The sequence below is a fragment of the Microvirga antarctica genome, assembly GCF_017921815.1.
In the GTDB taxonomy this organism is placed as follows: Bacteria; Pseudomonadota; Alphaproteobacteria; order Rhizobiales; family Beijerinckiaceae; genus Microvirga; species Microvirga antarctica.
The window spans coordinates 1-408 of sequence record NZ_JAGEMM010000022.1; the positions used below are offsets into that span (position 1 = coordinate 1).

The 408-nt window shown below is 57.6% G+C and carries 2 protein-coding genes; both read left to right on the forward strand.

Features of this window, described 5'->3' with window-relative positions:
* On the forward strand, window positions 1-231 hold a 231-nt coding region (locus tag J4G32_RS20695), incomplete at its 5' end, for an exonuclease SbcCD subunit D C-terminal domain-containing protein (RefSeq protein ID WP_210497512.1).
* On the forward strand, window positions 228-408 hold a 181-nt coding region (locus J4G32_RS20700), incomplete at its 3' end, for an AAA family ATPase (protein WP_210497514.1). The genes J4G32_RS20695 and J4G32_RS20700, both read left to right, overlap by 4 nt.

Here is a 408-nt window from a genome sequence, read left to right on the forward strand (position 1 = left end):
CAGACGCTAACGGAGTCGCTACCCGTAGAGGTATTACTGGTGCGCCGTAGCCGCGAACAGCGTGAGAGCTCGCTGGCGAACGAGCGGCGGGAAACATTAAGCGAGCTTAGCGTGAAAGAGGTTTTTGCGCGGCGTCTGGCTCTGGAAGCGTTAGATACCCCGCAGCGCGAGCGCCTGAATCAGCTCTTTTCCAGCACGCTCTACGCGTTGAATGAGGAGCACGAGGCATGAAAATTCTCAGTTTGCGTCTGAAAAACCTGAACTCGCTGAAAGGAGAATGGAAGGTCGACTTTACCGCCGAACCGTTTGCCAGTAACGGGTTATTCGCCATTACCGGCCCGACCGGCGCGGGAAAAACCACCTTGCTTGACGCCATCTGCCTGGCGCTGTACCACGAAACGCCGCGCC